Source organism: Anaeromyxobacter soli (assembly GCF_022808855.1).
Taxonomy (GTDB): Bacteria; Myxococcota; Myxococcia; order Myxococcales; family Anaeromyxobacteraceae; genus Anaeromyxobacter; species Anaeromyxobacter soli.
Genome location: NZ_JAKZLF010000041.1, coordinates 1 through 23,601 on the forward strand (window position 1 = coordinate 1; position 23,601 = coordinate 23,601).

The following is a 23,601-nucleotide window of genomic DNA, read 5'->3' on the forward strand; positions in this document are numbered from 1 at the left end:
GCCGCGCTGCGCATCGCGGCGCGGCGGGCGGACGCGGCCGAGCGGCTCGCGGGCGAGCTCGCTTCGCTCGTCGCCGCCTCGTCGCCGCCGCCCGTGGCGGTGCCGTGGGAGGCGCTCGCCGCCGAGGCGGACGCCGCCGACGCGATCGTGAACGGGACCTCGGTCGGGCTGCACGCCGAGGACTTGCCGCTGCCGCTCTCCGTCCGCGCCGGGCAGCTCGTCCTCGACTTCGTCTACGGCGACACCGCGCTCGCGCGCGCCGCGCGCGAGGCCGGCGCGCGGCTCGTCTCCGGCGAACGCGTCCTCGTCCGGCAGGGGGCGCTCGCCTTCGCGCTCTGGACCGGCCGCGCCGCGCCGGAGGCGCTCATGGCGTCGGCCATCGCCGCGCCCGGGAGGCCCTCATGACCATCCGTTACCTCACGGCCGGCGAGTCGCACGGGCCGGCCCTCGTCGCCATCGCCGAGGGCTTCCCCGCCGGGCTGAACATCGACTTCGACGAGGTGAACCGCGATCTCCGCCGGCGCCAGAAGGGCTACGGGCGGGGCGGGCGGCAGAAGATCGAGAAGGACGAGGCCGAGTTCCTCGCCGGGCTGCGCGGCGGCGAGACGCTGGGGGCGCCCATCGCCCTCGTCGTCTGGAACAAGGACCACGAGAGCTGGAAGGACCTCGTTTCGCCCTATGCCCGCGGCGGCCGCGTCTTCACCCAGGTCCGGCCCGGCCACGCCGACCTCGCGGGCGCCCTCAAGTACGCGCGCACCGACGCGCGCGACGTGCTCGAGCGCGCGAGCGCGCGCTCCACCGCGGCGACCGTGGCGCTCGGCTCGCTCGCGAAGCAGCTCCTCGCCCGCTTCGGCGTCCGGGTCTCCTCGCGCCTCGTGGCCATCGGCCCGCGCCTGCGCCACGTGGAGGAGCCGCCGACCGACGCGGAGCGCGCGGTCATCGAGGCCTCCGACCTGCACGTGGACGACGAGGCGGTCGCCGCGGAGTGGCGCGCGCTCATCGACGCGGAGAAGGCGCGGGGCGGCTCCATCGGCGGCGCCTTCGACGTCCACGCGACCGGGCTCCCCATCGGCCTCGGCAGCCACGTCCACCCCGATCGCCGCCTCTCCGCGCGGCTCGCGGGCGCGCTCTGCGGCGTCCAGGCCATCCGCGCGGTCGAGCTCGGAGACGGCACGCAGGTGGGCCGCTCCGGCCCCGACTTCCACGATCCCATCGCGTACGATCCCGCGCGCGGCTTCCACCGGCCGTCGAACCGCGCCGGGGGCCTCGAGGGCGGCATGACGGACGGCATGCCGCTCCGCGTGCGCGCGTACATGAAGCCCATCCCCACCATGCTCACCCCGCTGCCTACCGTGGACCTCGCGACCCGCGAGGCGACGCAGGCCCGCTACGAGCGGAGCGACGTGTGCGCCGTGCCCGCCGCCGCGATCGTCGGCGAGGCGGTGGTGGCGTGGGAGCTCGCGAACGCGTTCCTCGAGAAGTTCGGGGGCGACGCCATCGTGGACGTGGAGCAGGCGGTCCTCGCCTATGCCGCTCGGATCCGCTGAGACGCTCGCCCTCGCGGGCATGATGGGCTCCGGCAAGTCGACCGTCGCCGAGCTCCTCGGTCGGCTCCTCGGGCGGCGCGTGGTCCACCTCGACGACGCCATCGTCCGGGCGGCCGGACGCCCCATCGCCGAGATCTTCGCGAGCGACGGCGAGCCGCGCTTCCGCGCGCTGGAGCGCGAGGCGGTGGCCGCCCTCCCGGCGGGCGTCGTGGCGGACCTGGGCGGCGGGGCGTTCTGCGATCCGGTGAGCGCCGGGCGGCTCCTCGCGGTCGGCCGGGTCGTGTTCCTCGACGTGTCCGCGGCCGAGGCGGCGCGCCGGCTCTCCGCCGGCGGCGGCGACGCGGCCCGGCCGCTCGCGGCGCGCTGGCCGGAGCTCCTCGCCCGCCGCCTCCCCCTCTACCGCCGCGCCCACCTCACCGTCCCCGTCGACGGCCTCACGCCCGAGGCGGTGGCGCGGCGCATCCTGGAGTCCCTGTGACCGAGCTCGTCGAGGTGATCCCCGCCCGCCAGGGCGACCACGAGTACCCGGTGCGCGTCGGCTCGGGCGCGGCCGAGCTCGTGGGCGCGCTCGCCGACGAGCACGATCGGGTGGCGCTCGTCTCCTGCGCGCGCGTGCTCGCGACCCCCTTCGGCAAGCAGGTGCGCGCGCGGCTCGAGCGCGAGGCGCCGCTCGCCCTCGTGCACGTCCTCCCCGACGGCGAGCGCGGCAAGAGCCTGCGCGAGCTGGAGCGCGGCGCGGTCGCCCTGCTCCGCGCGGGGATGACGCGGCGGAGCCTCGTCGTGGCGCTCGGCGGCGGGGCGGTCACCGACGCGGCCGGCTTCCTCGCCGCGACCTACATGCGCGGCGTGCGGTGGGTCGCGGTGCCGACGACGCTCCTCGGCATGGTGGACGCGGCGATCGGCGGGAAGACCGCGGTGAACCTGCCCGTCGCGAAGAACGCGGTCGGCGCGTTCCACCCGCCGGAGGCGGTGCTCGCCGATCCCGCGGCGCTCGAGACCTTGCCCGCGCGCGAGGTCCGCAGCGGCAAGGGCGAGGTGATGAAGTACGCCGCGCTCCGGCCCGACCTGCTCGAGGTGTTCGGGCCCCAGCTCGCCGCCGCGACGCTCGACCCGCTCGTCATCGCGACCTGCGCGCGCATGAAGGTGGACGTGGTCGAGGCGGACCCGACGGAGCAGGGGCCGCGCAAGCTCCTCAACCTGGGCCACACCTTCGGCCACGGCGTGGAGGCAGCCGGCGCGTTCTCCCGCTACACGCACGGCGAGGCGGTCGCCGTCGGGCTCGCGTTCGCCTTCCGGCTCGCGGCCCGGCTCGGCCGCGTCGGCGCCGACGCCGCGGCCGCGGTCGAGGAGCGCCTCGCCGCGGCCGGGCTCCCCGCCCGCGTGCCGCGCGAGACGGCGCGCGCCGCCCAGCGGCTCATGGCGTTCGACAAGAAGCGCGGCGACGGCGGGCTGCGCTGGGTGCTGCCCGTCGCGGTCGAGGGCGGGCGGTGGGCGGTGGAGTGGGACGTCGAGGCGGACGCCGAGGCGGTGGACGCCACCGTCGCCGAGATCGCGGCGCCCGCCCCGTCTCGCGCTTCGACTCGGAAGAAGGGGCGCGCTACGCTCGCGCGCGGCCGCAGCGCGGCCGGAAAGGCAGCCCGATGATCCTCCTCGTGAACGGCCCGAACCTGAACCTGCTGGGGGAGCGCGAGCCCGACGTGTACGGGCGGACCACGCTCCCCGAGGTGGAGAAGCTCGTGCGCGAGGCGTGCGCCGCCTGGAACGTGGAGGTGAAGGCGTTCCAGTCGAACCACGAGGGGGCGCTCGTCGACTTCATCCACGAGCACCGCAAGGCCGCGCAGGGGATCCTCCTCAACCCCGGCGCGCTCACGCACACGAGCTACGTCCTCCACGACTGCCTGAAGGCCATCCCGCACGTGCCGGTGATCGAGGTGCACCTCTCGAACATCCACGCGCGCGAGGCGTTCCGGCGGACGAGCGTCGTCGCGCCCGCCTGCCGCGGCCAGATCACCGGCCTCGGGATGCGCGGCTACCTCCTCGCCGCCGAGTGGCTGTGCGCCGAGGTCGGCGCCGTGCCGGTCGAGCGAGGCGGCGCGCCCAGGCTCTGATGGGACGGCCCGCGCCTCGCGACCGCCGCTGAGCCCCGGCGGGTCTTCGCCCGCCGTTCGCGGCGGCGCCCCGGCGGGCTCGCCTCGCTCATTCGCGCCTGCGGATCACCTGGATGCCTCGCCTCGCCGTCCTCATGCCTGCCCGCGACGCGGCCGACACCGTGCGGGCGGCGGCGGTGTCCATCCTCCGCCAGAGCGAGCGCGATCTCTCCCTCGTGTGCGTGGACGACGGCTCGAGGGACGGCACCGCCGAGATCCTGGAGCGGCTCGCAGCCCGCGACCGGCGCGTCGTCGTCCTGCGCGGCCCGGGGGAGGGCATCGCCGGTGCGCTGAACCGCGGCCTCGCCGCCTGCGACGCGGAGCTCGTCGCGCGCATGGACGCGGACGACGTGGCCCACCCCGAGCGGCTCGCGCTCCAGCGCGCCGCGCTCGAGGCGGACCCCTCGCTCGCCGCCGCCGGCTCGCGCGTACGGCTCTTCCCGCGCCGCATCCTCCGGCCGGGCATGCTCCGTTACGCGGCCTGGCTGAACGGCCTCACGACCCCCGACGAGCTCCACCGCGACCTCTTCGTCGAGGCGCCGCTCGTGCACCCCGCCACCACCATCCGCCGGGCCGCGCTCGCCGCGGCCGGCGGCTGGCGCGACGGCGACTTCCCCGAGGACTACGACCTCTGGCTCCGCCTGCACGCCGCGGGCGGCCGGCTCGCGAACGTCCCGCGCACGCTGCTCGCCTGGCGCGAGGCGCCGGCGCGCGCGACGCGCACCGATCCGCGCTACGCCCTGGCGCGCCACGTGGCCCTCAAGTGCCACCACCTCGCGCGCGGGCCGCTCGCCGGGCGGCGCGAGGTGGCGGTGTGGGGGGCGGGCGAGACCGGCAAGACCTTCGCCGACGCGCTCCTCCGCGAGGGCGTGCGCGTGGCGCTCTTCGTCGAGGTCGACCGGAACAAGATCGGCCGGGAGATCCGCGGCGCGCCGGTCGTCGGCTACGGCGACGTGGCGCGCGCGCGGGGGCTCCCCCTGCTCGTGGCCGTCGGCGCACCCGGCGCGCGGGCGCTCATCCGGGCGGAGCTCGCGCGCGCGGGCTTCGAGGAGCTCTCCGACTACCGCTGCGTCTGCTGACGCGGATGGTCGCGTCGCCGCCCGGGACCGAACCCGACCGCTGCGGTCGCCGACGCGCCGGGGGCGGGATGGCTTCCCGGGCGAGGACGGGGCTACCGTTGCGCTCAGAGTGCGCGCGCCCGTCCACGTCCCCGCCGATCCCGCGGCCGCCTCCTTCGACCTCGCCGCCTTCCGGCGCGCGCTGACCGACCGGACCGCCGCCGCGGTCCGCGCGCTCCGCGAGCGCATCGGCTCCGAGACCCTCTACGCCTTCGCGCTCTACACCGACGCGGAGTCGGGCTACGCGTCGGTGCGCGCCTCGGCGAACACCGAGGAGGGGCTCGCCCGCGCCGCGACCGCCCGCGCGGCCGACGACCCGCGCTTCCGCGGCGAGGCGGGGCGCCGCCTGCTGCGCTGGTCGGCCGCCGACTGGGACTTCCACGACTTCGACGCGGGGGTCCGGGAGGTGGCGCTGCCGGACCCTGCCGGCCGGCGCGAGTCGCTGGACCGGGCGATCCTCACGGCCATGGTGGGCGCGCTCAGGTCGATCGACCGCGCCGGGCTCTTCGGCCGGGGGGCCGACCGTGCCTTCCTCACGGTGAACGTCCTCTGCCCGCACCCCTCGAGAGCCTTCTTCGTCAGGAACCTGCGCGCCCTGAACCCGGTGCCCACCGTGGAGCGCCACCTGCGGGAGACGGACGCCGCCCCGCTCGTGCGCGCGGTGAACCGCGCGCCGCGGCGCGAGCGGATGCGGATCTGGCTCGCGCTGTACGAGGACCTGTACATGGAGTGGAAGACGCCCATCGCCGAGGAGGCGCGGGCGCGCGGCATGTCGCCCTGGGACGTCGAGGCCGAGCTCGTGAAGTTCGGCCCCAAGGTCGTGCCGAAGCTCCTCGACCTGCTCGCCCACTACGGGTTCGCGCCCCCGTTCGACTCCGCCCGCGAGCTCGAGACGCGCGAGGTGTGGCTCGCCGGCAGCGCGCTCTTCCTCGTCCGGCGCATCGGGGCGGTGCCGGAGGGGCAGATCCACCGCATGCAGACGCTCGTCGCTGCGTTCGTCGAGCGCGACCGGCGCCTGAAGATCGCCTCGACCCTCGCCGAGAACACCGCCCGCGTGCTCCACGAGCTCCGCCCGCGGCGGTTCCCGGAGAGCGTCATGGACCCGCAGACGTACAAGCTCCTGAACCCGGAGCCGTTCCTGCCGCGGCGCCGCTGACGCGGCCGCGGGAGGGCACCGCTCCGCGCGAGGGACGTCGCGGAGGGGAGGCGGCGGGCCCGCGAGTCAGGGCAGCAGCGCGGCCTCCGCGGCCCCGAAGTCGTCCGGCACGGACGCCTCGAAGACGAGCCGCGCGCCGGACGCGGGGTGGGCGACCTCGAGCCGCCGCGCGTGCAGCATGACGCGCGGGATCGCCACCTCGCCGACGCGCCGCGGGCCGCCGTAGCGCGGGTCGCCGAGCAGCGGCGCGCCGAGGTGGGCGAGGTGCACGCGGATCTGGTGCGTGCGCCCGGTCTCGGGGCGCGCCTCCACGAGCGCGGCGAGCGGGCCTTCACGCAGCGTCCGGTAGCGCGTCGCCGCCGCGTCGCCGCGCGGGTCCACGCGACGGAGCCCGGCGCGCGCCGGGTCCTTGCCGAGCGGGGCGTCGATCCGCCCCTCGGGCGGCGCGGGAGCCCGGGCGCACAGCGCGAGGTAGGTCTTCTCCGGCGTGCCGGTGCGGAACGCCTCGGCGAGCGCGGCGGCCGCGGCGGCGCTCCGCGCGAGCACGGTGACCCCGCTCGTCTCGCGGTCGAGCCGGTGGACGAGCGTCACCGGCGCGCCGAGCAGCGCGGCGACGAGCTCGGGCAGGGTGCCCTGGTCGGTCGTGAGCGTCGGCTGCGCGGGCACGCCCGCGGGCTTGTCCACCGCGACGAGGTCCCTGTCCGCGTAGAGGAGGCGCGAGCGGTCGAGCGCGCCGGGCGCGGGCGCGGAGCGGCCCGCCTCCTCGAGGTTGACGACCACCTCCTGGCCTTCGTGGAGGAGCTTGCCGGAGACCTTGCAGCGGCGTCCGTCGAGGAACACGCCGCCCGCGTCGAGCGTGCGCCGCGCGAGGCCGCGCGAGATGCCGCCGCGCGCGGCGATGAAGCGATCGAGCCGCTCGCCCGCGTCCGCGGGGCCCACGGCGAGGGAGAGCCGCTTCATGTTTCGACGGAGGCTGCGCCCCCGCCCCGCCGCTCTGCTAGCACGCGCCGGCGCCCTGCTTGGCGGGGCAGGTCGCGCAGGCGTCGGCCTTCGGCTCCGGCTTCGACTCGGGCTTGTCCGACTTGCCGGTGATCGCGGCGGAGTTCCGGCCGTTGTAGTCCGTGATGTAGAAGCCCGAGCCCTTGAAGGCGAAGGCGCTCGCGGACATGAGCTTCGTCACCTTCGAGCCGCAGACCTCGTGGATCTCCAGCGCCGGCGAGGACATCTTCTGCAGGTGATCGAAGCGCCCGCACTTGGGGCACTCGTACTCGTAGATGGGCATACCCGTGAATCTCCGACGGGGAAGCTAAATTCGGCGGAATCGCTGTCAAGCGACCGCCCGGCGCGGTAGGTGGGAGCGCCGCCGTCGCGAACTGGTTCGCGCTCGGCGCCCGTCGCCCGACCGGGTCGGAGGATGCCTTCTATCATGGACGCCCACCCGATGGATCTGCTGCCGGGCGAGCTCGACGCGCTCGGCGCCGCGCTCGACGAGGAGCGATTCCGGCACGTCGCCGGCCTCGAGCCGGAGCCGGCGCTCGCCCGGCTGTTCGCCGTTCATCCGCGCGCGGCGCACCGCGACACGGTGAAGGCGCTGCGCGAGGCGGGGGACGAGCCGCTCGCGGCCCGGGTCGGCGCGCTCCGCGCCGAGCGCGCGGCCGCGGAGGACGAGGAGGCGTGGCGCGCCGCCGAGGCGCGGGGCGCGGCGCGCGGGCCGGACGGCATCGCCTCGCTCGCCGCGCTCGAGGTGGCGCTCCTCCGCGAGCGGGACCGGGCGCGGCGGCTCGAGTTCGCCCGCGCGGCCGCGGAGGCGCTCGCGCCGGCCGCCTCCCTCCGCGAGCGCGCCGCCGAGGCCCGCGCGCGCGCGCGCGCGGAGGTCGGGCTCGCGCCGGACTGGCGCATCGTGGTGGAGGGAGACGCGACGCTCGCCGCGTCCGACGACGCCTGGCGCGACGTCCTCGCCTTCGCCGCGCGCCGCGAGCTCGGGCTCGCGCCGCACCCGGCGGGCGACCTCGCCCGCGCCGACCTCCTCGACCTCGCGGAGGCGCCGCGCTACGACGGCCTCTTCCGCCCCGGCATGCTCCCCCTCGCGCTGAAGCTCACCCTCGAGCCGCTCGGCCTCGATCTCGGCCGCGCGCGGATCGACGACGCCGCGCGCCCCGCGAAGTGGCCGGGGGCGCACGCGGTCGGCGCGCGCGTCTCGTTCCGGCCGCGCGGCGGCGCGGGCGACTGGCACGACCTCCTCGCCGCGGTGGCGCGCGCGCTCGCCGCGGGGGCGGCGCGCCCGCACCGCCGCGATCCCCTGCTCGGCGAGGCCCTCGCGTGGCTCCTCGGCTCGCTCCTCCTCGAGCCGCGCTGGCTCCACGACCGGGCCGACGTGGATCGCCGCCAGGCGACGGACGTCGTGCGCGCGCTCGCCCTGCGGCGGCTCCTCTCGCTGCGCGCCGACGCGGCGGCGCTGCGCGTCGCCACCGAGGTCGAGCGGGGCCTCTCGGGCGCGGCCTGGCGGCAGGCGCACCGCGAGGCGCTCACCGCGGCCACGGGCGCCGAGTGGGAGCTCGCCCGCGCGTCGCGCGACGCCGACGCGGCCCGGCTCGGCGCGGCGCTCGCGGGCGCGGCCGCGGGCGAGGCGCTCCGGCGCGGGCTCGTCGAGCGGTTCGACGAGGACTGGTGGCGGAACCCGCGGACCGCTGCGCACCTCGCCGGGCTCCTCGCGGCCGGGCGGCTCCCGGAGACGGAGGAGCCGCCGGCGCCCGTGCTGGCGGCGCGGCGGCTCGTGGAGAAGCTCGAGGGGCGGTGAGGGTGCCCGGGCCCGCCGGCCTAGGCCTTCCTGCGGAGCGCGCGGACGATCTTCTCCTTCGTGCGCGACGGCACCGGGGTGGGCGCCGGCCTCGCGCGCCGCGCCTCGTGTGCGGCCCTGTGCTCCTTCCACCGCCGGTGCGCCTCGATCTCGTAGGCGAGCAGCTCGATCTCGAGGTCGGTGAGGCCCGCGCCCGCCTTCTCGAGCGGGGCGGCCCGGGGCGGCGCCGCGCCGAGGCGCATCCGGAGGACCTTCTCCTCCTCGGGCGCGAGCTCCTTCGCGGGGGAGCGCCGGAGCGCGGCCTGCGCCGTGCCCTCGGTGACCACCGCGACGCCGGGCTTCTTCTTCTTGTCCATGGAGGTCATGGTAGGCGCGCACTGCCCCCTGTCCATTTTTCGCGAGGCCCCTCGGCCGCAGGGCAGACGTGGGATCAAGCCCACGATATCGCACACGATTCTCCACCCCGACCCCGCGTGATTTCCAGGCGTTGGGGGTCCCGTTCGCGCCGTTGCGCGGCGCCCTCACGCCCGGCATGTTGTGCCCCCAACGGAGGAAGGGCATGGCCGACTGGCGCGACAACATCCTCGAGGACGAAGCGGCGATCCGCGCGCTCCTGCGGTCCACACGGCGGGTGGCCGTCCTCGGCATCAAGACCGAGGCGCAGGCGAGCCAGGCGGCCTTCTACGTCCCGAAGTACCTCGCCGACGTGGGCGTCGAGATCGTGCCGGTGCCGGTGTACTACCCGGAGGTCCGGGAGATCCTCGGCCGGCGCGTGTACCGGAAGGTCGCGGACGTGCCGGGGGAGCTCGACCTCGTGGACGTGTTCCGCCGGCCGAAGGACGTCCCGGCGCACGTCGACGACCTGCTCGAGAAGCGGCCGCGCGCCGTCTGGCTCCAGCTCGGCATCCGGAACGACGCCGCCGCCGAGCGGCTCGCCCGCGCGGGGATACAGGTCGTCCAGGACCGCTGTCTCATGGTCGACTGGAGGCGGCTCGTCGCCGGGTGAGGCGAGGGCGCGCCGGCGGGCGGGATCCGCGCGCCTACTGCTCGTCGTCGGCCGGCTCGGACCCGCCCGCCTCGGCCTCGGTCTTCTTCTTGAGCCCCGCGGCCTCGAGCGCCCCAGCCACCCCGGGCGGCTTGCGGACGTCGGGCAGGGGCGACTTCGGCGGCTGGATCGCGGCGGCCTTCTCGCCGAGCGACGTCACCTGCGCGAGGAGCTCCACGGTGGCGCGCACGCCGGGGGCGTCCTTCACGGTGAACGCGCCGGCGATCCGGACGCGCAGCGGGGCGCCGGTCTGGGCGTCGAGGAGGAGCTCGCCGTCGGCGGACTCCGGCACGCGGCCGTCGAGGAACTTGAACCGGACGGCGGTGTCGGGATCGGCCTTGCCGGCAGGCAGGGCGCGTGCCTTCGTCCCCGGCGCGGCGCCGGGCGCGAGCGCGAGCCGGTAGCGGCGCGCGGCGCGGCCGAGCACCGTCGCGTCCCCGGCGGGCTCGATGGCGAGGGCGCCGCCGTAGAGCGCCGCGAGCGCGCGGGCGACGTGGAAGCTGTCCTCGCGGAACCGCCGCGCGTCGCGGCCGTGATCGGTCGGGCGCTCACGGAACGGCGCGAACCGGGCCCGGGCGTAGGTCATCCCGCCCGCCCAGACGATCTGCTTGCCGGTGTCGGAGCCGGGTCCGAGCCCGGGATCGACGTCCGCCTCGACCTGGAACTCGCCGGTCGCGGCCTGGAGGATGCGGTGGCGCTCCAGGGCGTGGACCCTGGGCGGCGGCGGAGGAGGGGGCACGAACGGCGCCGGCTGGCCTTCCGCGGCGGGCGGCGGGGGCGGCGTGGGCTCGGCGGAGCCCTCGCTCGCGACCGTCCAGTCGACCGCGGCCGACCACTCGAACGAGCCGAGGGCCCGCGCGACGTCGTCCGCGGAGAGGGCGAGCGCCTCGCCCGGCTTCGAGAAGTCGAACGCGGTGTGCGCGGCGCGCTCGGCCTCGGCCTCGGCCTTGAGCCGCTCCTTCCCCTCGGAGCCGGAGCGGGAGCAGGCCGCGACGACGGCGGCGAGGGCGAGGGCGAGCGTGCGGGTCATGCGGGCCGCGACTCTAGACCGGAAGGGACCGGAGGCGCCACGGCGCCTCCCTACGACACCCGGAGCAGGCGCGAGGGCACGAGCCGCCCCGGCGCGAGGGCGGTGCGCTGCGAGTCGCCGCCGGTCGCGGACGCGCTCGCCTCGACGTCCGCGAAGGCCACCCGGCCCTCGGCCCAGAGCAGGCGATCGCACAGGTGGAGGAGCTCAGCGAGCCCGTCGCGCGTCACCGCCGAGACCGGCACGCCCTCCTCGCGGTGCGCGAGCGCGGCGCCCTCGCCCGGCGGCAGCCGGTCGGTCTTGTTGAACACGAGCAGCCGCTGCTTCTCCTCGAGGCCGAGCGAGGCGAGGATCTTCTCGACCGCCGCGATCTGCTCCGGGTGCCGCGGGTCGGAGGCGTCCACGACGTGCAGCAGGAGGTCCGCGTCGGTGAGCTCCTCGAGCGTGGCGCGGAACGCGTTCACGAGATCGGGCGGCAGGTCGCGGATGAAGCCGACGGTGTCGGTGATGATGACCTCGCGGTCCCGCGGGAACCTGAGCCGGCGGCTCGTCGGGTCGAGCGTCGCGAAGAGCTTGTCCTCGGCGAGCACCGCCGAGTCGGTGAGCGCGTTGAGCAGCGTGGACTTGCCGGCGTTCGTGTAGCCCACGATGGAGAGCACCGGCAGGCCGCGGTCGTTCCGCTGCTTGCGGCGGAGCTGGCGGTTCGAGCCGAGCGCCTCGATGCGCCGCTCGAGCGCGGTGATCCGGTCGCGCACGCGGCGGCGGTCGATCTCGAGCTTCGTCTCGCCCGGGCCGCGCCCGCCGATGCCGCCGGCGAGCCGCGAGAGCGAGTCGTCGCGGCCGACCAGGCGCGGGTAGAGGTACTTGAGCTGGGCGAGCTCGACCTGGAGCTTGCCGTCGGCGCTCTGCGCGCGCTGCGCGAAGATGTCGAGGATGAGCTGGGTGCGGTCGAGGATCTTGAGGCTCGTCGCCTCGGCGATGTGGCGCGCCTGCGACGGGGACAGCTCCGCGTCGAACACGATCACCGTGGCCATGAGCTGCATCGAGCGCAGCACCACGTCCTCGAGCTTGCCCTTGCCGATGAGGTAGCGCGGGTCGGGATCGCGGCGGAGCTGGACGGTCGCGTCGATCACCTCGACCCCCGCGGTCCGCGCGAGCTCCTTCAGCTCCTCGAGCGACGACTCCGCGTCGGCGCGGGTGCGGCCCTTGCCGCCGAAGCCGACCAGGATCGCCCGCTCGCGCCCGCCCGTGCGGCGCACCGCGCGCGCCCGGGCGAACTCCTCCTCGAGCGCGAGCGCCCCGCCGAGCGCGTCGTAGGAGAGCTCGTGGACGCTCGCCGCCTCCTCGTCCTTCCACATCGCGCCCTGCGCGTTCTCCGGCACGAGGTGCGCGTAGTGCACCTTGCCCGGGAACCCGTCCTCGCGGACCTCGATCGCCGCGACGAGGTCGAGGCGCAGGAGCGCGAGGTCGGTGTGGTCGTCGCGCGTGAGCGGCTCGCCGTTGAGGTGCGTGTGCACGAGCCGCAGGCCGCGCAGGCGGCTCTCGCCGGCGCGGCCGCGCCCCACGTCGGGCAGCTCGAGCTTGCGGGCGTCGCCCACGATGACCGACTGGACGTCCCCCTTTCGGTCGAGGAGCACCCCGATCTGCCGGTTCGTCTCGTGCGACACCTCGGTGAGGTGGCGGGCGAGCTCCGGGGTCACGATCGAGCCGTCGTCGACGCGGCGGCGATAGGTGCGGCGGAGGGCGTGGAGCTGCGAGGGCTTGAGGCCGAGGGTGTTCCCTAGAACGTCTTGCATTTGCCGGCGTGCAGCATAGCCACGGGCGCGGCGCCGATCGAGCGGATCTGCCCGGTCGCGCCCTCAACCCCGAGCGGTCGCGAGCGGGGAGCCGCGAGGGCGAGGCCTCGCTTCGAGCGGCGCGACGCGCGGGCGGCCCCCCGTCAGGCCGCCTCGGTCTCCGCGCCCAGGTCCACTCCCGCGGTGTCGATGCGGAGGTAGCGCAGGAGCCGCAGGTGGTGCTGCCGGAGGCCGCGCACCACCACGTGGCGGGGGCGGGCGGCGAGCGCCTGGGCGAGGAAGGCGACCCCGAAGTCGTGGAACTCGCGCACGTGGGTGAGATCGAGGTGCACCGCCTCGTCCACGGCGCCCTCGGCGAGCGCGCGCGTGACGCGCTGGGCCGCGGGCACATCGAAGACGCCCTCGAGCTGCAGGAGGCGCACGGGTCCCGCCGTCGGTCTGTTCGCGCTCATCTCTCTTTCCCCCCGCGGCACACGCCGCGAGACGGGACGAGGTGGAAGATCCGTGCCGAGGGACGGCCCGGGGCGGCATACACGCTTCGTTCACGCAGGTCCGCGTTCCGACTGGCGATGCGCGCGGCGCATCACGAGGGGGATGCCCCGTTCGACCCTGTGTACGGGTCGCCCCAGGGTCGGGCTGCCGGAGCCGCGCGCAAGCGGGTGCCGCGCCGGCGGGCAACACCCACCTTCACGGACATGGCCCCTCCGGAGGCGGTGCTCTTCGACGTGGACGGGACGCTCGTGGACTCGGTCGACCTGCACGCGCAGGCGTGGCGCGAGGCGCTCCGGAGGTTCGGCAAGGACGTGCCGCTCGAGGAGGTGCGCAGGCAGATCGGCAAGGGCGGCGACGAGCTCATCCCGGTGTTCCTGTCGGAGGACGAGCGCGCGCGGGACGGCGAGGCGCTCGAGCGCTTCCGGGGCGAGCTGTGGAGGAGGGAGTACATGCCGCGCGTGAGGCCGCTCCCGGGAGCGGCGGAGCTCGTGCGGCGGGCGCACGACGCGGGGCTGCGCGTCGCGCTCGCCTCGAGCGGCAAGGAGGACGAGGTGGAGCACAACCGGCGGCTGCTCGGGATCGGCGCGCTGCTCGAGGGCGCGACGACCGCCGACGACGCGGAGCGGTCGAAGCCGCACCCGGACATCTTCGAGGCGGCGCTCGCGCGCGTGCACGCGCCGCCCGAGCGCGCGATGGCGGTGGGGGACTCGCCCTGGGACGCGCTCGCCGCGCGCCGCGCCGGCCTCCGCACGATCGGGCTCCTCTCCGGCGGCTTCGACGAGCGGGAGCTCCGCGGCGCGGGCTGCATCGCCATCTACGCCGGGCCCGAGGAGCTGCTCGCGCGCTTCGACGCGTCGCCGCTCGCGCGCGGGTGAGCCGCGCCGCGCTCCGCCGAGGCGCGCCGTGCCGGCGAGGTGCGGCGGCGCGCGAAGCAGCGCGTCATCGCGAGCGCGCCCGTCCCCGCGGCGGCGCCGCCTCGACTCCGCCGGCGGACTCTGCTTCACTCGCCGGCCAGCATGGCGACCTTCGTCTCCCCCGAAGCCGAGGCGCCGACCGGCGCGCGCGCGGTCGTGAACGCCGCCGTGATCGTCGCGGCGCTCGGATACTTCGTCGACATCTACGACCTCATCCTCGTCTCGATCGTCCGCAAGCCGAGCCTCACCGCGCTGGGCGTCGCCCCCGAGCTGCTCCTCACCGAGGGGTTCTCGATCCTCAACTGGCAGATGGTGGGGATGCTCATCGGCGGGATCCTGTTCGGCGTGGTCGGCGACAAGCTCGGGCGGCTGCAGATCCTCTTCGGCTCGATCACGCTCTACTCGCTCGCGACGCTCGCGAACGGCTTCGTGCAGGACCTCGCCACCTACAAGCTCCTGCGCTTCGCGGCCGGGCTCGGGCTCGCCGGCGAGCTCGGCGCGGGCGTCACGCTCGTCTCCGAGATCCTGCCCGCCCGCCTGCGCGGCTACGGGACGATGATCGTCGCCTCGGTGGGGGTCTCGGGCGCGGTGGCGGGGAACCTCGTCGCGAAGTGGCTCGACTGGCGCTGGGCGTACCTCGTCGGCGGCGGGCTCGGCCTCGTGCTCCTCGTCCTGCGCATCAAGGTCCGCGAGTCGGGGATGTTCCGCCGCGCGGCGAAGGCGAAGGGCGTCTCGCGCGGCAACTTCCTCTCCCTCTTCACCGACGGGGAGCGGCTCACGCGCTACCTGGCGTCGATCCTCATCGCCGTGCCGATCTGGTTCGCGAACGCGATCCTGGTCCTCGGCGCGCCCGAGTTCGCCCAGGCGCTCGGCGTCACCGGGCCGGTGTCGGCGGGCGACGCGGTGGCGTTCTTCTACGGCGGCCTCGTCGCCGGAGACCTCGCGAGCGGGACGCTCTCCCAGGTGCTCCGGAGCCGGCGCAAGGTGGTGCTCCTCTTCCTCTCCCTCCTCGCAGGCGCGATCGCCGCCTACTTCCTCGCCGGCCGGGGCGCCTCCCCGGCGCGGTTCCTCGTGCTCTGCGGCCTGCTCGGGGTGACGAGCGGCTACTGGGCCATCTTCGTCACCGTCGCCGCCGAGCAGTTCGGCACGAACATCCGCGCCACCGTGGCGACGACCGTGCCGAACTTCGTCCGCGGCCTCGTGGTGGTGGTGACCTCGTCGTTCGTGTTCCTGCGCCCCTCCCTCGGCCTCCTCGGCGGGGCGCTCGCCGTGGGCGCGGTCTGGTTCACGCTGGCCCTCGTCTCCGCGCTCCGGCTGCGGGAGACGTTCGGGGTCGATCTCGACTACCTCGAGCGTGATTAGAGAGAGCCCATGTCGCTCTACGTGGTGGACGTCGAGGCGGACGGCCCGATCCCGGGGAAGTACTCGATGGTGTCGCTCGGCGCGGTGCTCGTCGAGCCGGGGCTCGGCCGGACGTTCTACGGGCGCACGCGCCCGATCTCCGATGCGTTCCTCCCCGAGGCGCTCGCCGTGTCGGCGACGACGCGCGAGGAGCACCTGCGCTACGACGAGCCGGGCGAGGTGATGGCGGCGTTCGAGCGCTGGATCCAGGAGACGACGCGCGGGAAGCCGGTCTTCTTCTCGGACAACCTCGCCTTCGACTGGCAGTTCGTGAACTGGTACTTCCACACCTACCTCTCCCGGAACCCCTTCGGCTGGAGCGGCCGGCGCATCGGCGACCTCTACTGCGGGATGGTGAAGGACGCGTACGCGCAGTGGAAGCACCTGCGCAAGACCGGGCACGACCACCACCCCGTGAACGACGCCAGGGGGAACGCCGAGGCGATCCTCGCCATGATCGAGATGGGGTTGAAGCTCCAGGCGCGGTGAAGCGCGCCGCCGCCGCGGCTAGAGCGCGGTCGCCGCGCGCGTCGCCGACAGCGTGCTCCAGGACGAGATGGTCGTCGTGGGCGGGATCGGCGGCGGGGTCGTGGACGCGGGCGCGAGCCGCGCGTCCACGGTGGACGGCTGGGCGCGCACGCTCCAGACGTACGCCGCGCCGGCCGGCACGGACAGGCCGAGCGCGGCGAGGTCCGGCACGGTGAAGGACTGCTCCGCCGTGGTGACGCGCACGTCCGGGGCGCCCGGCGTGCTGGACACGAGCGCGAGGACGTGGACGCCGGGCTCGCTCGACCACGCGAACCGCGTCCCGACCCCGAGGGTCGCGCCCTCCGCCGGCTCGAGGAGCACCGGCAGCGGATGCAGCGCGAGCTCCACCGGGCTCGCCGGCGACGTCCCCCCGGACCACGATGCCGTGGTGGTGCCGCCTCCCGCGGGGCTCGCGATGACGTACAGCATCGTCCGGAGGTCCGGGGCGGTCGGCATGAGGAACGTGCTCGCGCCCGGCGCGGCGCTGCCCGCGGCGTGCAGCCAGTAGATGGCCGGGGTCCCGAGCGCGAAGCCCATCATGGCCTGGGGCGACACGCCGTCCGGCGCGGTCACGTTCACGGCGAGGGGGGCGGTCGGCAGCGGCGCGAGCGCGAGGGCGGAGACGTCGGTCGACGCGCCGATGCGCAGCGTGACGGAGTCCTGGCGCGCGAGCCAGAACGCGTCGGGCGCGCTCGACGTGCACGCGCCGGGGCACGCCCAGTACACGGCGGCGAGCGTGCCCGTCGCGACGTCGGTTCCGCCCAGGGTGGCGGAGTACGTGCCGGCCGTGCCGGGCGGCCGTGCCGTGCCCATCCAGCCCACGGTGCCCGCGGAGAACGTGAGCTGCCCGCTGCCCTCGTGGCCGGCGGGCGGGCACCCTGCGCCGCCGCAGTCGCCCGTGATCGTCGTCGTGAAGCCGGCGCCGAGCGGGGTCGTGCCCCCCGGGACGCCGAGCCGCACCTCGGGGCTGGCCCGCGTGACGCCCACGTAGAGCTCCACCTGTTCGCCCTTGATGACCGCGAGGTCGTAGGGCGCGCCGTCCACCAGGAGGGAGAAGGTGCCCTCCAGGTCCGTCGTCGTCGAGCGCCAGCCGCCCCCCGTGCGCGTCGCGACCCGGGCGCCCGCGACCGGCAGCCGGTCCGAGCCCAGCACCTTGCCGGTCACGCCGAACGGGCTGCTCGTGACGCCATCGCCGCCGCTGCAGGCGGAGAGGAGCGCGGCGGTGAGGATGAGGACGGTGCGGCGCATGGTGCCTCCTCGATGAAGGAGAGGCACGACGCCTATCACGCGCCGTGCACGGCATCCACCCGGCGTCATCATGCGCGTCGGGGCATGTGGGGAACGGGCGGAGCCTCGGCGCGAGGTCCGGCGCGTCGACGCGCGCCCGCGCGTGTCAGGGTGCGCCCGGGGCGCGATCGCCTGGGGAGGAGCCGCCCTCGACGCGGCTCGCGCTTTCGTGTTTCCTCCGCGCCGTGACGCTCTTCCTCACCGGCGCGACGCTGGGGCTCTCCGCCGCCGCCCAGCCCGGGCCGTACCAGGCCTACCTCCTCGCGCAGTCGCTCCGGAACGGCGCCCTCCGCACGCTGCCGGTCGCGCTCGTGCCGTTCCTCTCGGATCCGGCGGTCATCGCGGTCGTCCTCCTCGTCCTCTCCCAGCTCCCCTCGGGGCTCCTGCGCGGCCTGCAGATCGTGGGCGGCGTCGTCGTCCTGTGGCTCGCGGTCGCGACGCTCCGGGCCGCGCGCGCCGGCGTGGTCGCGGAGGGGCGGGCGCCGCCGCGCGGGATCGTGCGCGCGACCCTCGTGAACCTCACGAACCCGAACGCCTGGATCTTCTGGAGCCTCGTGGGCGGCCCGCTGCTCGCCGAGGCGTGGCAGGCCGCTCCGGCGCGCGCCCTCGCCTTCCTCGCCGGCTTCTACCTCTTCCTCACCGGCGGGAACCTCGCCATCGTCGGCCTCGCGGGCGCGGCGAGCCGGCTCGGACCCCGCTTCACGCGGGCGCTCGGGGTCCTCTCCGGCGCCGTCCTGCTCGCCTTCGGCGCATGGCAGATCGGCCGCGGGCTCGCGGGGAGCTGATACGCGAACCGCCGCCGGCGGATCCGCACCCGCGCCGTGCGCCCACTCCACCTTCGCGGGCGGCAAGGCGAGCGGCGCGGGCGCGCCGTGACCCGGCCGGTGCCGGGCGCGGGCCGGATGGGTTAGGCTCTCGCCCCCATGCGCAGCGCCCTCTCCCGCACGAAGCGGCTCGTGGTGAAGGTCGGCACCGGCACGCTCACCGATCCGAGCGGCCGGTTCGATCGAGAGAACTGCGCCCGGCTGGGCGCGGAGCTCGCGGCGCTCGCGCGCGATCACCGGGTGGTGCTCGTCTCGTCCGGCGCGGTGGCGCTCGGCGCGGAGCGGCTCGGGCTCGTCCGCACGAAGGGCAAACCCTGGGACATCCCCACGAAGCAGGCCTGCGCCGCGGTGGGCCAGCCCCACCTCATGGCCGCCTGGGGCGACGCCCTCGGCGCGCACGGCCTCACCGTCGCGCAGGTGCTCCTCACCGCCGACGACCTCGCCTCGCGCAAGCGCTTCCTCAACGCGCGGCGCACCTTCGAGAAGCTCCTCGAGGCCGGCGTCGTTCCCGTCGTGAACGAGAACGACACCGTCGCCGTGGACGAGATCAAGGTGGGCGACAACGACACGCTCGCGGGGCTCGTCGCGGGGTGCGTGGAGGCCGGGCTCGTCGCGATGCTGACGGACGTGGAGGGGCTCTACGACCGGAACCCCGCCGAGCGGGGCGCGACGCTCCTCCACGACGTTCCCCGCGTGACGGCCGAGATCGAGCGGTTCGCGGGCGGCGCCGGCAGCGAGCGCAGCGTCGGCGGGATGGCCACCAAGGTGAAGGCGGCGCGCCGGCTCGGCGCCCAGGGAGTCGTCACTGCCCTCCTCTCCGGGCGCCGGGAGGGGGCGCTCGCGGCGCTCCTCGCGGGCGAGCCGGTGGGGACGGTGTTCGCGCGGGGCGCGGCCCGGCTCACCTCGCGGAAGGGCTGGCTCGCCGCCGCCGCCAAGGGCAAGGGCGTCATCGTGGTGGACCCGGGCGCGCGCCGGGCGCTCACCGAGCAGGGCCGCTCCCTCCTCCCGTCGGGGGTCCGGTCCGTCGAGGGCCAGTTCGGGGTAGGCGACCCGGTGGACATCGCCGTGGACCCGGCGAGGCCGTTCGCGCGCGGGCTCGCCGGCTACGCCGCGGAGGAGATCCGCAAGATCGCTGGGCTGAAGACGAGCGAGATCGAGCGGGCGCTCGGGTATAAGTACCTCGACGAGATCGTCCACCGGGACGATCTCGTCGTGCTCGAACCCCGGGAATGACGGCCATGAGACGACCCGCGAGCGAGGGGCTCGCTGCCGAGATGCGGCGGCTCGCGGAGGCGTCCCGCGACGCCGCGCGCGTGCTCGGCTGCGCGGAGACGCGCGCGAAGGACGCCGCGCTGCGCGCCGCCGCCGACGCCATCGGCCGGCGGCGGGCGGAGATCCTCGCCGCGAACGCCGAGGACCTCGCCGCCGCGCGCGCCGCGGGGCAGTCCGCCGCCTACCTCGACCGGCTCGCGCTCGACGACAGGCGGCTCGAGGAGATCGCCGGCGCGCTGCGCGAGGTCGCGGCCCTGCCCGACCCGGTGGGAGAGGTGACCGCGAGCTGGCGGCGCCCGAACGGCCTCTCGGTGAAGAAGGTCCGCATCCCGCTGGGCGTCGTGCTGATGGTGTACGAGGCGCGGCCGAACGTGACGGTGGACGCGGCGGCGCTCTGCGTGAAGAGCGGCAACGCCGCCATCCTGCGGCCCGGCTCGGACGCGCTCCGCTCGTCGCTCGCGCTCCAGGCCGCCTTCGCGGAGGGGCTCGCCGCGGCGGGCCTGCCGGCGGCGAGCGCCCAGGTCGTGCCCACCGCCGACCGCGAGGCGACCTTCGAGCTGCTGAAGCTCGACGATCTCATCGACCTCGCCATCCCGCGCGGCGGCCCGTCGCTCATCCGCGCCGTCGCGGAGCGGTCGCGCGTGCCGGTGGTGAAGCACTACCAGGGCGTCTGCCACCTCTACCTCGACGAGAGCGCACCGCTCGAGCAGGCGAAGGACCTCGCGCTGAACGGCAAGGTGCAGCGCCCCGCCGTGTGCAACGCGACCGAGTGCCTCCTCGTGCACCGCGAGGCGGCCGCGCGACTCCTCCCCGGGGTGGGGCGCGCCCTCGCCGACGCCGGCGTCGAGCTCCGCTGCTGCCCGACCTCGCTCACGATCCTCGCCCGCGCGGGCGTCCCCGCGGTGGCCGCCGCGCCCGACGACTTCGGCAAGGAGTTCTCGGACAAGATCCTGGCGGTGCGCGTGGTCCACGATCTCGACGGCGCGCTCGATCACATCGCCCGCTACGGCTCGCTCCACACCGAGGCGATCCTCACGCGGGACCTCGCGAGCGCGCGCCGCTTCGAGCGCGAGGTGACGGCGAGCGCGGTCATGGTGAACGCCTCGACCCGGTTCAACGACGGCGGCGAGCTCGGCCTGGGAGCCGAGATCGGAATCTCAACGACGAAGCTCCACGCGTTCGGCCCCATGGGCCTCTCCGAGCTGACCACCCAGAAGTACGTGGTGGAAGGCGACGGACACGTGCGGAGCTAGGGGAAAGAATGGCGATCAAGAAGAAGGCGATTGCGAAGAAGGCGACGAGGAAGACGACCGCGAAGTCCGGAAAGGCGCCCGCGCGCGGCGGGAGGCAGTCCGCGCGGGGCGGGAAGATCCCGGCGAAGCGGCGGCGCGTCCCCGCGCCGGCGTCGCAGGCGCAGAAGCGGACCCCGCGCGCGCCGAAGCGGGCCGCCGCCGCCGGGCTCCCTTCCGCCGCCGCCGAGGCCGCCGCGCCGATGCCCGACGTCGCCCGCCCGACCGCGCTCGCGATCGCCCAGGCCGGCCTCGACAAGAAGGCCGAGGACGTGACGGTGCTCGACGTCCGCGGCCTCACGAGCTACGCGGACTACTTCGTCGTCATGACGGCCGACTCGGACCGGCAGGCCTCCGCCATCGCCGACCACGTCGAGCAGACCATGAAGCAGCAGGGCGTCTCCAAGGTCGGCGTCGAGGGCTACGAGACCGGCCGCTGGATCCTCGTCGACTACGGCGACGTGGTCGCGCACGTGATGAGCCGCGACTCGCGCGGCTTCTACGACATCGAGGGGCTCTGGGCGGACGCGCCGCGCTTCACCGTGGAGGCCTGAGGCCTCCGCCGCTCCACGGATCTCACCAGCGAAGCGAGCTCGGCGGGGCGACGCCGCCCCGCGGGGCAGGGCGGCCGTGGATCAGAAGCGCGGGTGGCAGTAGTTGCAGGCCCAGTAGAACTCGTACGCGTCGCCCCAGCGCAGCGGCTTGACGCTGCCCGCGTCGGCGTACGCCTGCCGCTCGAGGTGGCAGCCCACGTTGGAGCAGGTGCGGGTGGCCGGGTCGTAGCTCGCGTGATCGAGCGAGACGGCGAGCACGCTCGTCCCGTCGGACGCCTTGCGCACCTCCGTGCCCGGCGGGAGCGCCGCGGCGTCGACCCGCACGTTGAAGGGCCACACGTAGTACGGCGCGATCGGTCCCGGCGGCGTGAGCAGCGGGAGCCCGGTGCCGGGGTAGTACGAGGGCAGCGTCGGGCGGGGATCGAACACCACGTCGGCCCGGCCGTTCACGTGGCGGAGGGGGAGCACCTTGCCCGAGCCCATGCGCGCGCGCGCGCCGTCGTGGCAGGTCACGCACTGCGACGACTGCCAGTCCAGGGATTCCTTGCGCGTCGGGTCGGCCTCGGGCACGTCGAGCGCGTAGCTGCCCCGGGTGTCGAGGTAGTAGAAGCCGCCCCCCTTCACGTTGGCGGGGTCCACCGTGTCGAAGTGGCAGGTCTGGCAGGTGATGGGCGCGGCCGCGCTCTCGCCCGCCCAGCCGAGGCCCCCGCCGTGCTTCGAGCCCGACGGGTGCCACGCGCCGGGCAGGCCCGCGTAGTGGCCCCACTCCCAGCCGTCGCCGGCGAGCTGCAGGTGCGAGTTGGGCGCGGCGCTTGCCGAGCCGGCGGAGCGATAGCGGGGCGGGTTCCCGTGGCAGCCGTCGCAGCCGAGCGCGCCGGGCGCCGCGGTCCAGGCGGGCGTCGTGCGGTAGTCGAGCGGCGCGTCGGGCGCGGCGAGGCCGCTCGAGTGGCAGTAGACGCCGCTGCACGTCCCCGTCGCAGGATCCCAGGCCGCCTGCGGCGCGTTGCGGCGCTTGATGGCGTCGCCCGCGACCGGCTGTGGCGGCGGGGTGAGCACGACGTCCGGCAGCCCGTCGTTCCCGAGGTCGGCCTCGTGCGCCGCCGGATCGAGCGGGTGGCAGTGGCCGCACCCGAAGGCGTAGCGCGTGCCGCCCGTCGCCACGTCCTCGAGGATGCGCAGGTCGCCGTAGACGAGCGCGTCTGCGCCGACCATCATCGCGTGCGCGAGGTGGGCGCCCGTCGCCGGAGGGGCGCCGTGGCAGGAGTCGCAGGCGCCAGTCGAGACGGGCGGCGGCTCGCCGGGGGGCGGCGGCGCCCGGGTCGGCCCGATGGGCGCACGGGAGTCGCACGCGCTCCCGAGGAGCAGCGCGAGCGCGAGCGCGCGCAGCGCGTCCTTCAACGAGATGCGCGCCATCGATCCTCCCAGAGACTTCCCCCGCCGGGATCCTCGGGGAATCGCGCCGCTCGCGCCAGTTTTCGCCGTCAGGCGTCCGCGGCCGCCGGCGCGTCGCGCGTGGCGAGCGCCGCCGCGGCGAGCACCATGGCGCCGCCGAGCGCGAGGTTCCAGCCGACGGCCTCGCGGAGCAGGACCGCGCCCAGGGTGACCGCCACGGTGGTGTCGAGGAGCGGGAGCGCGCCGATGGCGGCGATGGGCACGCGCGGCACGAGCCAGTAGAGCCCGATGTAGGTGAGGGCCGTCCCGAACACCGCGAGGTAGGCGAGCGCGCCCAGCGCGGCAGGCGTGTACTCCGCGGGCCGGCCGTGCTCGAGCGCCAGCGCCGCGGCGAGGAGCACGACGGCGCCCACGAGCGTCTGGCCCGCCGTCATGGCGAGCGGCGAGACGGCGAGGAGGTGGCGCCGCACGAGGACGTTCGCGAGCGCGACGACGATGGAGGCGCAGAGGATGAGCGCGCCCCCGAGCGCGAGCCGGCCCGAGCTCTGGAGCGAGCCGAGGTGAGGCGCCTGGAGGACGGCGATGCCCGCGACGCCGAGGGCGGCGGAGGCGAGCTTCGTCGGCGTGAGCCGCTCGCCGGGGAGGAAGACCCGCGCGAGGAGCGCGATCCAGACCGGGAAGCTCGCGAAGAGCAGCGCGGCGAGGCCCGAGGGGACCCACTGCTGCGCGACGAACATGAGCCCGTAGGGGAGGGCGATCTGGAAGATCCCCACGAGCGCGATGCGGGGCCCCGCCTCGCCGACGAGCACGCGCCAGGCCCCGCCGCGCAGCGCGAACGGCGCGAGGAGCGCCGCCGCGAGCGCCATCCGCACGCCCGCGAAGCGCAGCGGCGGCAGGTGCTCGAGCCCGACGCGGATGACCGACCAGGTCGAGCCCCACAGGAACGCGATGGCGACGTAGACGAGGACGATGCGGGCGCGCACGGGGGCGCATCCTATAGCGCCGCCGCCTCGAG

At 75.7% G+C, this 23,601-nt stretch carries 24 protein-coding genes and 1 pseudogene; 16 read left to right on the top strand and 9 right to left on the bottom strand.

From position 1 onward, the window contains the following. From MLV88_RS20865 to MLV88_RS20895, 7 genes and pseudogenes are all read left to right on the top strand, one after another. Positions 1–405: pseudogene (locus MLV88_RS20865) on the top strand (shikimate dehydrogenase (NADP+)); the annotation flags it as partial. Beyond that, positions 402–1,547, top strand: a complete 1,146-nt coding sequence (aroC, locus tag MLV88_RS20870; RefSeq protein ID WP_243338609.1) for a chorismate synthase — start codon at positions 402–404, stop codon at positions 1,545–1,547. The pseudogene MLV88_RS20865 and the gene aroC, both read left to right, overlap by 4 nt. Continuing rightward, positions 1,528–2,025 (top strand): shikimate kinase, encoded by a 498-nt coding sequence (locus MLV88_RS20875; protein ID WP_242341321.1) that lies wholly within the window; start codon positions 1,528–1,530, stop codon positions 2,023–2,025. The genes aroC and MLV88_RS20875 overlap by 20 nt, the downstream gene beginning before the upstream one ends. Further along, a complete protein-coding gene (locus tag MLV88_RS20880; protein WP_243338610.1) occupies positions 2,022–3,191 on the top strand; it encodes a 3-dehydroquinate synthase in 1,170 nt (389 codons plus the stop codon). Before MLV88_RS20875 ends, MLV88_RS20880 begins: the two co-directional genes overlap by 4 nt. After that, the gene (gene aroQ, locus MLV88_RS20885; RefSeq protein ID WP_243338611.1) at positions 3,188–3,655 is read left to right on the top strand and encodes a type II 3-dehydroquinate dehydratase; all 468 of its coding nucleotides are present in this window, start codon (positions 3,188–3,190) and stop codon (positions 3,653–3,655) included. The genes MLV88_RS20880 and aroQ overlap by 4 nt, the downstream gene beginning before the upstream one ends. 113 nt (positions 3,656–3,768) lie before the next feature. Further along, positions 3,769–4,773, top strand: coding sequence for a glycosyltransferase family 2 protein (locus tag MLV88_RS20890; RefSeq protein ID WP_242372759.1), 1,005 nt, complete (start codon positions 3,769–3,771; stop codon positions 4,771–4,773). A 109-nt stretch (positions 4,774–4,882) separates the two neighbouring features. Beyond that, the gene (locus MLV88_RS20895; protein ID WP_242356927.1) at positions 4,883–5,968 is read left to right on the top strand and encodes a DUF4303 domain-containing protein; all 1,086 of its coding nucleotides are present in this window, start codon (positions 4,883–4,885) and stop codon (positions 5,966–5,968) included. Between the two features lie 66 nt (positions 5,969–6,034). Here the strand turns inward: MLV88_RS20895 and MLV88_RS20900 are convergent, their stop codons facing one another. Further along, complete coding sequence (locus MLV88_RS20900) at positions 6,035–6,928, bottom strand: RluA family pseudouridine synthase (protein ID WP_243338612.1); 894 nt, start codon at positions 6,926–6,928, stop codon at positions 6,035–6,037. 37 nt (positions 6,929–6,965) lie between these two features. Further along, positions 6,966–7,250 (bottom strand): FmdB family zinc ribbon protein, encoded by a 285-nt coding sequence (locus MLV88_RS20905; protein WP_242372764.1) that lies wholly within the window; start codon positions 7,248–7,250, stop codon positions 6,966–6,968. A gap of 144 nt (positions 7,251–7,394) precedes the next feature. Between MLV88_RS20905 and MLV88_RS20910 the strand changes: the two genes are divergently transcribed. Further along, positions 7,395–8,765 (top strand): hypothetical protein, encoded by a 1,371-nt coding sequence (locus MLV88_RS20910; RefSeq protein WP_243338613.1) that lies wholly within the window; start codon positions 7,395–7,397, stop codon positions 8,763–8,765. A gap of 20 nt (positions 8,766–8,785) precedes the next feature. On the opposite strand, the gene MLV88_RS20915 is transcribed toward MLV88_RS20910, so the two are convergent. Then, entirely contained in the window at positions 8,786–9,121 is a 336-nt protein-coding gene (locus tag MLV88_RS20915; RefSeq protein WP_243338615.1) for a hypothetical protein, read from the bottom strand. A 203-nt stretch (positions 9,122–9,324) separates the two neighbouring features. On the opposite strand from MLV88_RS20915, the gene MLV88_RS20920 reads away from it, so the two are divergent. Further along, complete coding sequence (locus MLV88_RS20920) at positions 9,325–9,771, top strand: CoA-binding protein (RefSeq protein WP_242355731.1); 447 nt, start codon at positions 9,325–9,327, stop codon at positions 9,769–9,771. 34 nt (positions 9,772–9,805) lie between these two features. Here MLV88_RS20920 and MLV88_RS20925 read toward each other — a convergent pair whose 3' ends face one another. The 3 genes from MLV88_RS20925 to MLV88_RS20935 form a co-directional block, all read right to left on the bottom strand. After that, positions 9,806–10,840 (bottom strand): hypothetical protein, encoded by a 1,035-nt coding sequence (locus tag MLV88_RS20925; RefSeq protein ID WP_243338616.1) that lies wholly within the window; start codon positions 10,838–10,840, stop codon positions 9,806–9,808. A gap of 50 nt (positions 10,841–10,890) precedes the next feature. Continuing rightward, a complete protein-coding gene (hflX, locus tag MLV88_RS20930) occupies positions 10,891–12,633 on the bottom strand; it encodes a GTPase HflX (protein WP_242355734.1) in 1,743 nt (580 codons plus the stop codon). A gap of 143 nt (positions 12,634–12,776) precedes the next feature. Further along, entirely contained in the window at positions 12,777–13,085 is a 309-nt protein-coding gene (locus MLV88_RS20935; protein ID WP_242339678.1) for an STAS domain-containing protein, read from the bottom strand. Between the two features lie 243 nt (positions 13,086–13,328). Here MLV88_RS20935 and MLV88_RS20940 point away from each other — a divergent pair, with 243 nt between their 5' ends. From MLV88_RS20940 to MLV88_RS20950, 3 genes are all read left to right on the top strand, one after another. Then, entirely contained in the window at positions 13,329–14,000 is a 672-nt protein-coding gene (locus MLV88_RS20940) for an HAD family hydrolase (RefSeq protein ID WP_243338618.1), read from the top strand. A 141-nt stretch (positions 14,001–14,141) separates the two neighbouring features. Next, positions 14,142–15,401: an MFS transporter gene (locus MLV88_RS20945; RefSeq protein WP_242339674.1), complete on the top strand. Its 1,260-nt coding sequence runs from the start codon at positions 14,142–14,144 to the stop codon at positions 15,399–15,401. A gap of 9 nt (positions 15,402–15,410) precedes the next feature. Next, a complete protein-coding gene (locus MLV88_RS20950) occupies positions 15,411–15,929 on the top strand; it encodes a 3'-5' exoribonuclease domain-containing protein (protein WP_242339671.1) in 519 nt (172 codons plus the stop codon). Positions 15,930–15,947: 18 nt separating this feature from the next. On the opposite strand, the gene MLV88_RS20955 is transcribed toward MLV88_RS20950, so the two are convergent. Further along, positions 15,948–17,216, bottom strand: a complete 1,269-nt coding sequence (locus MLV88_RS20955) for a hypothetical protein (RefSeq protein ID WP_243338620.1) — start codon at positions 17,214–17,216, stop codon at positions 15,948–15,950. 224 nt (positions 17,217–17,440) lie between these two features. Here MLV88_RS20955 and MLV88_RS20960 point away from each other — a divergent pair, with 224 nt between their 5' ends. The 4 genes from MLV88_RS20960 to rsfS all read left to right on the top strand — a co-directional run bounded on the left by MLV88_RS20960 (position 17,441) and on the right by rsfS (position 21,194). Beyond that, a complete protein-coding gene (locus tag MLV88_RS20960; protein WP_242339668.1) occupies positions 17,441–18,040 on the top strand; it encodes a LysE family translocator in 600 nt (199 codons plus the stop codon). 138 nt (positions 18,041–18,178) lie between these two features. Next, on the top strand, positions 18,179–19,312 hold the full coding sequence (gene proB / locus MLV88_RS20965) for a glutamate 5-kinase (RefSeq protein ID WP_242339666.1): 1,134 nt from the start codon (positions 18,179–18,181) through the stop codon (positions 19,310–19,312). Positions 19,313–19,317: 5 nt separating this feature from the next. After that, positions 19,318–20,604: a glutamate-5-semialdehyde dehydrogenase gene (locus MLV88_RS20970; RefSeq protein WP_242355743.1), complete on the top strand. Its 1,287-nt coding sequence runs from the start codon at positions 19,318–19,320 to the stop codon at positions 20,602–20,604. A gap of 8 nt (positions 20,605–20,612) precedes the next feature. Beyond that, entirely contained in the window at positions 20,613–21,194 is a 582-nt protein-coding gene (gene rsfS, locus MLV88_RS20975; protein WP_242355745.1) for a ribosome silencing factor, read from the top strand. Between the two features lie 81 nt (positions 21,195–21,275). Here rsfS and MLV88_RS20980 read toward each other — a convergent pair whose 3' ends face one another. Continuing rightward, positions 21,276–22,607 (bottom strand): CxxxxCH/CxxCH domain c-type cytochrome, encoded by a 1,332-nt coding sequence (locus MLV88_RS20980; protein WP_242361227.1) that lies wholly within the window; start codon positions 22,605–22,607, stop codon positions 21,276–21,278. Positions 22,608–22,675: 68 nt separating this feature from the next. Continuing rightward, on the bottom strand, positions 22,676–23,569 hold the full coding sequence (locus MLV88_RS20985; protein ID WP_242339658.1) for a DMT family transporter: 894 nt from the start codon (positions 23,567–23,569) through the stop codon (positions 22,676–22,678). Positions 23,570–23,601 lie beyond the last annotated feature (32 nt).